General features: G+C 70.3%; 9 protein-coding genes and 1 riboswitch. All 9 genes read left to right on the top strand.

Going from position 1 to position 7,650, the window contains the following annotated elements; genetic code table 11:
• Positions 1-396 (top strand): DUF2017 family protein (locus D3105_RS31620; RefSeq protein WP_133305734.1); only part of this gene is annotated, 396 nt, incomplete at its 5' end.
• 344 nt (positions 397-740) lie between these two features.
• Positions 741-2,192 carry an amino acid permease gene (locus D3105_RS31615; RefSeq protein WP_118906306.1) on the top strand — a complete coding sequence of 484 codons (1,452 nt, stop codon included), beginning with the start codon at positions 741-743 and terminating at the stop codon, positions 2,190-2,192.
• 170 nt (positions 2,193-2,362) lie between these two features.
• A complete protein-coding gene (locus D3105_RS31610) occupies positions 2,363-2,785 on the top strand; it encodes a Mov34/MPN/PAD-1 family protein (protein WP_006124878.1) in 423 nt (140 codons plus the stop codon).
• A gap of 18 nt (positions 2,786-2,803) precedes the next feature.
• Positions 2,804-2,976, top strand: a riboswitch (cobalamin riboswitch).
• 38 nt (positions 2,977-3,014) lie between these two features.
• On the top strand, positions 3,015-4,022 hold the full coding sequence (locus tag D3105_RS31605; protein ID WP_118906305.1) for an ABC transporter substrate-binding protein: 1,008 nt from the start codon (positions 3,015-3,017) through the stop codon (positions 4,020-4,022).
• Complete coding sequence (locus D3105_RS31600; protein WP_118906304.1) at positions 4,019-5,059, top strand: FecCD family ABC transporter permease; 1,041 nt, start codon at positions 4,019-4,021, stop codon at positions 5,057-5,059. The genes D3105_RS31605 and D3105_RS31600 overlap by 4 nt, the downstream gene beginning before the upstream one ends.
• Before the next feature lie 64 nt (positions 5,060-5,123).
• Entirely contained in the window at positions 5,124-5,921 is a 798-nt protein-coding gene (locus D3105_RS31595) for an ABC transporter ATP-binding protein (protein WP_118906303.1), read from the top strand.
• A gap of 69 nt (positions 5,922-5,990) precedes the next feature.
• Positions 5,991-6,119, top strand: a complete 129-nt coding sequence (locus tag D3105_RS35815) for a putative leader peptide (RefSeq protein ID WP_010062060.1) — start codon at positions 5,991-5,993, stop codon at positions 6,117-6,119.
• 98 nt (positions 6,120-6,217) lie between these two features.
• Positions 6,218-6,496: a MoaD/ThiS family protein gene (locus D3105_RS31585; protein ID WP_010062059.1), complete on the top strand. Its 279-nt coding sequence runs from the start codon at positions 6,218-6,220 to the stop codon at positions 6,494-6,496.
• Positions 6,496-7,446 carry a PLP-dependent cysteine synthase family protein gene (locus tag D3105_RS31580; RefSeq protein WP_118906302.1) on the top strand — a complete coding sequence of 317 codons (951 nt, stop codon included), beginning with the start codon at positions 6,496-6,498 and terminating at the stop codon, positions 7,444-7,446. Before D3105_RS31585 ends, D3105_RS31580 begins: the two co-directional genes overlap by 1 nt.
• Positions 7,447-7,650: the final 204 nt, after the last annotated feature.

The following is a 7,650-nucleotide window of genomic DNA, read 5'->3' as shown; positions in this document are numbered from 1 at the left end:
TCAGGGTCCGAGGGGCCCGCCCGGGCGGGGAAGCCCGAGGAGGAGCAGGAGCTGCGTGAGCGGTCCGCCGAGTTCCGCCGGTTCACCGAGATGGACCTGCGCTCCGGCAAGCGCGACGACGCCCTCGCCGTCGTCCGTACCCTGGACGCCCTCTCGCCCGCCGCGGGCGGCGGGGCCGTCCTCGCCCTCACCGGCGACGAGTGCCTCAACTGGCTCCGCTCCCTCAACGACCTGCGCCTGACCATCGGCGCCCGGCTGGAGGTCTCCGACGAGGACCAGGGCGAGGAGGGCTCGCTCTACCGGCTCCCCGACAGCGATCCGCGCAAGCCCATGGTGATGGCCTACCTCTGGCTCGGCGCCCTCCAGGAATCCCTGGTCGAGACCCTCATGCCGTAGGCAGCCTCCGGAAGCCACGGGCCCCCGCCACGCTGTGGCGGGGGCCCGTCGTTCGCTCAACGGACGCTCAGATCCGAGTAATGATCCCACCAAGTCATTCGGGTCATTCGTTCCGGGTGGGGATTTATGTCCCCTTCTGCCTGTGGTGTGCACCACAGAATGTCCCACGGTGTCCTGTGACGGCCGTGATAAATCTTCACGACCGCCCGGGGACGCCACCCCTGTCTCCCGGGGGCGCTACACACCGGCCGAACGCCGGTCGCACTCCATCCATATCCGGGGGGATCAGGACCTGATCCGCAGCCTTGTACGGCGCGGATCAGCGTGGAGAAAGGCGCACCACCATGACATCGGCGCACGTCGACGAGGGACAGGTCGACAAGGGTCAGCCCGGCGGAAACGCCGGGGACGCCGGAACCGGTGGCGAGGGATACCAGCGCGGTCTGGGAGCTCGCCAGATTCAGATGATCGCCATCGGCGGAGCCATCGGCACCGGGCTCTTCCTCGGCGCGGGCAAAGCCATCGACCGGGCCGGGCCCAGCCTCATTCTGGCCTACGTCATCGCAGGTCTGGTCATCTTCTTCATCATGCGGGCGCTGGGCGAGCTGCTCATGTACCGCCCCGTCTCGGGTTCCTTCTCGGAGTACGCCCGCGAATTCATCAGCCCGTTCTTCGGATTCGTCACCGGCTGGACCTACTGGCTCTTCTGGGTGGTCACCGGAATCACCGAAGTCACCGCCGCCGCCACCTATATGACGTACTGGTGGAACATTCCGCAGTGGCTGTCCGCCCTGGTGTTCACCGTCATTCTCTACGGCGCCAACCTGATCTCCGTGAAGCTCTTCGGTGAGCTGGAGTTCTGGTTCTCCATGGTCAAGGTCACCGCCATCATCGGCATGATCCTGATCTGCGCGGGCGTCCTCACCATCGGCTTCTCCGACGCCGGCGACACCGCGACCGTCTCCAACCTCTGGAACGACGGCGGATTCTTCCCCAACGGCATCACCGGCACCCTCATGACGCTCCAGATCGTCATGTTCGCCTTCCTCGCCGTGGAACTCGTCGGCGTCACCGCCGGGGAGTCCAAGGACCCCAAGACCGTGCTGCCCAAGGCCATCAACACCGTGCCGTGGCGCATCGCCGTCTTCTACGTCGGCGCGCTGATCATGATCCTCTCGGTCGTGCCGTGGTCCACCTTCAAGCCCGGCGTCTCCCCGTTCGTGAAGGCCTTCGAGGAGATGGGGCTCGGCGTCGGCGCCGCCATCGTCAACTTCGTCGTCCTCACCGCGGCGCTCTCCTCCTGCAACTCCGGCATGTACTCCACCGGCCGCATGCTCCGCGACCTCGCCCTCAACGGCCAGGGGCCCCGCGCCTTCACCAAGCTGACGAAGAACGGCCTGCCGCTGGTGGGCACCACGTTCTCCGCCGCCCTGATGCTCGTCGGCGTGTGGATCAACTACCAGTGGCCGGGCGAGGCGTTCAACTACGTCGTCTCCTTCGCGACCATCTCCGGCATGTGGGCCTGGATCATGATCCTGATCAGCCAGATCCGTTACCGCCGCAAGGCCGACGCCGGTCTCCTGCCGCAGTCCTCGTTCAGGGCCCCGGGCGCCCCGTTCACCAGCTGGTTCGCGCTCTGCTTCATCGGCATGGTCATCGTGATGATGGCGATCGACAAGGACGCCCGGATCTCGCTCTACTGCGCACCGCTGTGGGCGCTCATCCTCTTCGTCTCCTACCGGGTGCTCCAGTCGCGCGCTCCGGAGCCGGAGAAGGCCACGACCGGGACCCGCTGAGCCGGGCTCCCGGGGTCCGCCCCCGGGAGCCTCATCGACCCCGAGGGCGGGCCCCACGACCACCCTCCTCCCGGACCGCCCGGCCGCCCCAAAGGCCGACGGCGTCCAGCATGCGGCCCCCTGCGTACCACCCACCGGTACGCAGGGGGCCGCCTGCTTATCCTGGCGCCATGCTGACCATCACCCAGACGCTCTACGACCAGATCGTCGCCCACTCCCGCGCCGACCACCCCGACGAGGCGTGCGGAGTGGTCGCGGGCCCGGCCGGGACGGACCGCCCCGAGCGCTTCATCCCGATGCTCAACGCCGCCCGCTCGCCCACGTTCTACGAGTTCGACTCCGCCGACCTCCTCAAGCTCTACCGCGAGATGGACGACCGCGACGAGGAACCCGTGATCGTCTACCACTCGCACACGGCGACCGAGGCCTACCCCTCCCGCACCGACGTCACGTACGCCAACGAGCCTGGCGCCCACTACGTCCTGGTCTCCACCGCCGACACCGACGGCTCGGGCCCCTTCCAGTTCCGCTCGTACCGCATCGTGGACGGCGAGATCACCGAGGAAGACGTGCAGGTCGTCGACGCGTACTGAGCCCCCGGGTACCGCGCGGAGCCCCCGAACCGGTCTGGCACACTGCACCCCAACCCATCAAGGCGGCAGGAACCAGGAAGCCGGTGCGAATCCGGCACGGTCCCGCCACTGTGACCGGGCCCCCTCCCGTACGGCTTCCGTGCCGGAGGGCGGCCCGGAAGCCAGGAACTGGCCCGCCGCCTTCTCGCATCGACCAGGGGACGCGGAAATCCCCCGGAGAGGCCCCGCCATGTCCCGGCGCACCCCTGCGCTCATAGCCGCCGCCGTGCTGCTCCCGCTCGCCCTCACCGCCTGCTCCTCCTCCGCCGGCGACGCCGCCACCGGGGACAAGGCGTCGGCGACGAGCGAAGGCTTCCCGTACACCGTCAAGAACTGCGGTGTCACCACGACGTACAAGGCCCCGCCGAAGCGCGTCGTCACCATGAACCAGCACGTCACCGAGATCATGCTGGAACTGGGCCTGAAGAAGTCCCTCGTCGGCACCGCCTACCTCGACGACAAGGTCCTGCCGAAGTACGCCAAGGACTACGCCTCCGTCCCGGTCCTCGCCAAGGAGTACCCCTCCTACGAGCAGGTCCTCGCCGCCAACCCCGACTTCGTCTACGGCGGCTACGCCAGCGCCTTCACCGCGGGCGACGGCCGCGGCCGCGAGGCGTTCGAGAAGTCCGGCATCGAGACCCGCCTCAACACCGAGAGCTGCACCGAGGGCGACCAGCCCATGGACACCCTCTACGAGGAGATCCGCGAGGTCGGCCGCACCTTCGGCATCAGCGACCGCGCCGAGGCCTGGATCACTCAGGCCAAGGCCGACAACGCCGCCACCGCGAAGAAGCTGGCCGACCTGAAGCCCGTCTCCGTCTTCGTCTACGACAGCGGCGACAAGACCGCCTTCACCGCGGGCGGCGAGGGCATCGGCAACGAGCTGATCGAACGGGCCGGCGGCACCAACGTCTTCGCCGACCTCGACAAGCCCTTCGGCGACGCCTCCTGGGAGAACGTCGTCGACCGCAAGCCCGAAGTCATCGTGATCTACGACTACGGCGCCACCACCGTCGAACAGAAGAAGAAGCGCCTCCTCACCGACCCGGCCCTCGCCGACGTCCCCGCCATCGAGAACAAGCGCTTCGCCGTCATGCCGCTGTCCGACGCGGTCCTCGGCGTCCGCGTCCCCGCCGCCGTCGACAAGCTCGCGGCCCAGCTCCACCCGGAGGCGGTCAAGGCGGCCACCACCCCGTGACCTGCCGCGCCTCCGCACCGCGGCGGCCGCTCGGTCACGTCCTGGTCCTCGGCGTCCTCGCCGCGCTCCTGGCCGTCGCCGTGCTGGCCGCCCTCGCCCTCGGCTCCGTCCGCATCCCGCCCGGCCAGGTGCTCGACATCCTGACCGGGCGGGCGGAGGCGAGCCCGTTCCGCACGATCGTCCTGGACGTACGGCTGCCCCGGGTCCTGCTCGGCATCGTCGTCGGCGCCGGACTGGCCGTCATCGGCACCGTCCTCCAGGCCCTCGTCCGCAACCAGCTCGCCGACCCGTTCCTCCTCGGCGTCTCCTCCGGAGCCTCCACCGGCGCGGTCCTGGTCATCGTCCTCGGTATCGGCGCGTCCTTCGCCACCACCGTCACGATCCCCGCCGCCGCCTTCGCGGGCGCCCTGCTCTCCCTGCTGCTCGTCTACACCCTGGCGCGCGGCGGGGGCGGCATCACCACCAACCGGCTCGTCCTCGCCGGGGTCGCCGTCTCCTACGTCCTCTCCGCCCTGACCAGCCTGATCCTGGTCACCTCCGCCCGCGCCGACCACCTCCAGGAAGTCCTCTACTGGACCCTCGGCGGCCTCGGCGCGGCCCGCTGGGACATGCTCGCGCTGCCCGCGATCACCCTGGTCGCGGGCACGGCCGTGCTCCTCACCCTGGCCCGCCCGCTCGACCTGCTCCTGGTGGGGGAGGAGGGCGCGACCGTCCTCGGCCTCGACACCGCCCGCTTCCGGGCCGCCGTCTTCGTCCTCGCGTCCCTGATGACCGGGGTGCTCGTCGCGTACAGCGGGGCGATCGGCTTCGTCGGTCTGATGGTCCCGCACATGGCCCGGATGGCGGTCGGCGCCGCCCACCGCGCACTCCTCCCGGTCGTCGCGCTCGGCGGCGCGGTGTTCCTGGTCCTCGCGGACCTGGCCGCCCGGACGCTCGCAGCCCCGCAGGACATCCCGGTCGGGGTGCTCACGGCCCTGACCGGCGGCCCGTTCTTCCTCTGGATGCTGCGGCGCAGGCCCGAAGGAGCACCGGCATGAGGCACGTACGTCCGAGCCGGGGGAGCACCGGCACGACGAAGCCACGTCCCGAGGGAGCCCGCCCGTGACCACCCTGCGCACCGAAGGCCTCTCGTACGGGACCGGCGAGGGCCGCCATCTCGTCCACGCCGTCGACCTCACCGCCGCCGACGGCGAGACCGTCGGTCTCGTCGGCCCCAACGGCAGCGGCAAGACCACCCTCCTGCGCTGCGTCTACGGCACCCTGCGCCCCACCCACGGCCGGGTCCTCCTCGACGGCGACGACCTCGCCACCCTCCCCGTGAAGGCCCGCGCCCAGCGCATCGCCACCGTTCCGCAGGACGGCCACGCCGGATTCGAGCTCACTGTCGGTCAGGTCGTCGCGATGGGCCGCGCCCCGCACAAGCGGTTCTGGGAGGCCGACACCGCCGCCGACACCACCCTGGTCACCGAGGCCCTCGACCGGGTCGGGATCGCCGCGCTCGAACCCCGTGCGTTCGCCTCCCTCTCCGGCGGCGAACGCCAGCGGGCCCTGGTCGCCCGCGCCCTGGTCCAGCAGCCCTCGCTCGTCGTCCTGGACGAGCCGACCAACCACCTGGACATCCGCTACCAGCTGGAGATCCTCTCCCTGGTCCGCGACCTGGGCACCACCAACCTCCTCGCCCTGCACGACCTGAACCTCGCCGCCTACTACTGCGACCGCCTCTACGTCCTCAAGGACGGCCGGGTCGTCGCCTCCGGCACCCCGGAAGAGGTCCTCACGGCCGAACTGCTCGGCGAGGTGTACGGCGTCGCCGCCGAGGTGAGCGCCCACCCGAAGACCGGCGCGCCCACGGTCGTCTACCTCCCGGAGGGACAGGGCAGCCGAACTCTGTCCACATAGCGAACGATCACCATCCACCATGTGGGATCACACTCGGGTTTCCGCACAGGGAATCGATACGATGCCCGCATGGTTCCCCATGACGTGAGCAACAAGACGCCGGGCACGCTGCTCGTCGCGCGGCTGCACGTCGACCTGTGCAGGCTGGCGAGCGCGATCTGTCCCGGCCGCAGCCTGCCCGTGAGCCGCCCGGCCTGAGCCGCGGTCCGCGCGCCCACCCATACGCACCACCCCCCGCGCGGGGGCAGAAACGCGCGCCCCACGCCACCTCTCCGCTTTCGACAGGAGCCCACGCCATGGCCATCGAGGTCCGCATCCCGACCATCCTCCGCACCTACACCGACGGCGCGAAGGCCGTGGAAGGCACCGGGGACACCCTCGCCGACCTCTTCGCCGACCTGGAGAGCCGCCACACCGGCATCCGTGAGCGCATCGTCGACGGCGAGCAGCTCCGCCGCTTCGTGAACGTCTACCTCAACGACGAGGACGTCCGCTTCCTCGACGGCATCTCGACCAAGCTCAGCGACGGCGACAACGTCACGATCCTTCCGGCCGTCGCCGGCGGCATGCGCTGATGCGGTACGACTCCCCGCTGGCGGCCGTGGGGAACACCCCCCTCGTCCGCCTCCCGCGGCTGTCCCCGTCCGAGGACGTCCGCATCTGGGCCAAGCTGGAGGACCGCAACCCCACGGGTTCGATCAAGGACCGTCCGGCGCTCCACATGGTCGAACAGGCCGAGAAGGACGGCCGGCTCACCCCCGGCTGCACCATCCTGGAGCCCACCAGCGGCAACACCGGCATCTCGCTCGCCATGGCGGCCAAGCTCAAGGGCTACCGCATCGTGTGCGTCATGCCGGAGAACACCTCCCAGGAACGGCGCGACCTGCTCGCCATGTGGGGAGCCGAGATCATCTCCTCCCCGGCCGCGGGCGGCTCCAACACCGCGGTCCGCGTCGCGAAGGAACTCTCGGCCGAGCACCCGGACTGGGTGATGCTCTACCAGTACGGCAACCCGGACAACGCGGGCGCCCACTACGCCACCACCGGCCCGGAGATCCTCACCGACCTCCCGTCCATCACCCACTTCGTGGCGGGCCTCGGCACCACCGGCACCCTGATGGGCGTCGGCCGCTACCTCCGCGAGAACCGCCCCGGCATCCGGATCGTCGCCGCCGAACCGCGCTACGACGACCTGGTCTACGGCCTCCGCAACCTCGACGAGGGATTCGTCCCCGAGCTGTACGACGCCTCGGTCCTCACCACCCGCTTCTCGGTCGGCTCCGCCGACGCGGTCACCCGCACCCGCGAACTCCTCCAGCAGGAGGGCATCTTCGCGGGCGTCTCCACCGGCGCCGCGCTCCACGCGGCGATCGGGGTGGGGAAGAAGGCGGTCAAGGCGGGGGAGAGCGCGGACATCGTCTTCGTGGTGGCGGACGGCGGCTGGAAGTACCTGTCGACGGGCGTCTACACAGCGGAAACGACGGAAGCGGCCATCGAAACGCTGCAGGGCCAGCTCTGGGCGTGAGCCCGCCCGGCCCGTCCGGCCGTCCCGGCCCGTCCGGCGCTCGAGGACATCTTTCGGGCCCTGCCCGGAAGGACGTCCTCAATCGCCGGACGGGCTGGAGTACGTGCGATTGAGGAGCGGGGCCCGGGGCAGCGCCCCGCAAGGGCCCCACCCCTCACCCCGCCACCAGCTTGCGCACGCGCTCCCACACCCCCGGTTCCACCA

The sequence above is a fragment of the Streptomyces globisporus genome (assembly GCF_003501885.1).
Taxonomy (GTDB): domain Bacteria; phylum Actinomycetota; class Actinomycetes; order Streptomycetales; family Streptomycetaceae; genus Streptomyces; species Streptomyces globisporus_D.
The sequence above is the reverse complement of the archived record's forward strand: the minus strand, read 5'-3'. Positions and strand labels throughout refer to the sequence as shown.

Excerpts from the sequence above, each read along its gene's own strand:
- D3105_RS31610 (WP_006124878.1), top strand. The coding sequence starts at position 2,363 with ATGCTGACCATCACCCAGACGCTCTACGACCAGATCGTCGCCCACTCC.
- D3105_RS31605 (WP_118906305.1), top strand. The coding sequence starts at position 3,015 with ATGTCCCGGCGCACCCCTGCGCTCATAGCCGCCGCCGTGCTGCTCCCG.
- D3105_RS35815 (WP_010062060.1), top strand. The coding sequence starts at position 5,991 with ATGGTTCCCCATGACGTGAGCAACAAGACGCCGGGCACGCTGCTCGTC.
- D3105_RS31580 (WP_118906302.1), top strand. The coding sequence starts at position 6,496 with ATGCGGTACGACTCCCCGCTGGCGGCCGTGGGGAACACCCCCCTCGTC.
- D3105_RS31615 (WP_118906306.1), top strand. The coding sequence starts at position 741 with ATGACATCGGCGCACGTCGACGAGGGACAGGTCGACAAGGGTCAGCCC.
- D3105_RS31585 (WP_010062059.1), top strand. The coding sequence starts at position 6,218 with ATGGCCATCGAGGTCCGCATCCCGACCATCCTCCGCACCTACACCGAC.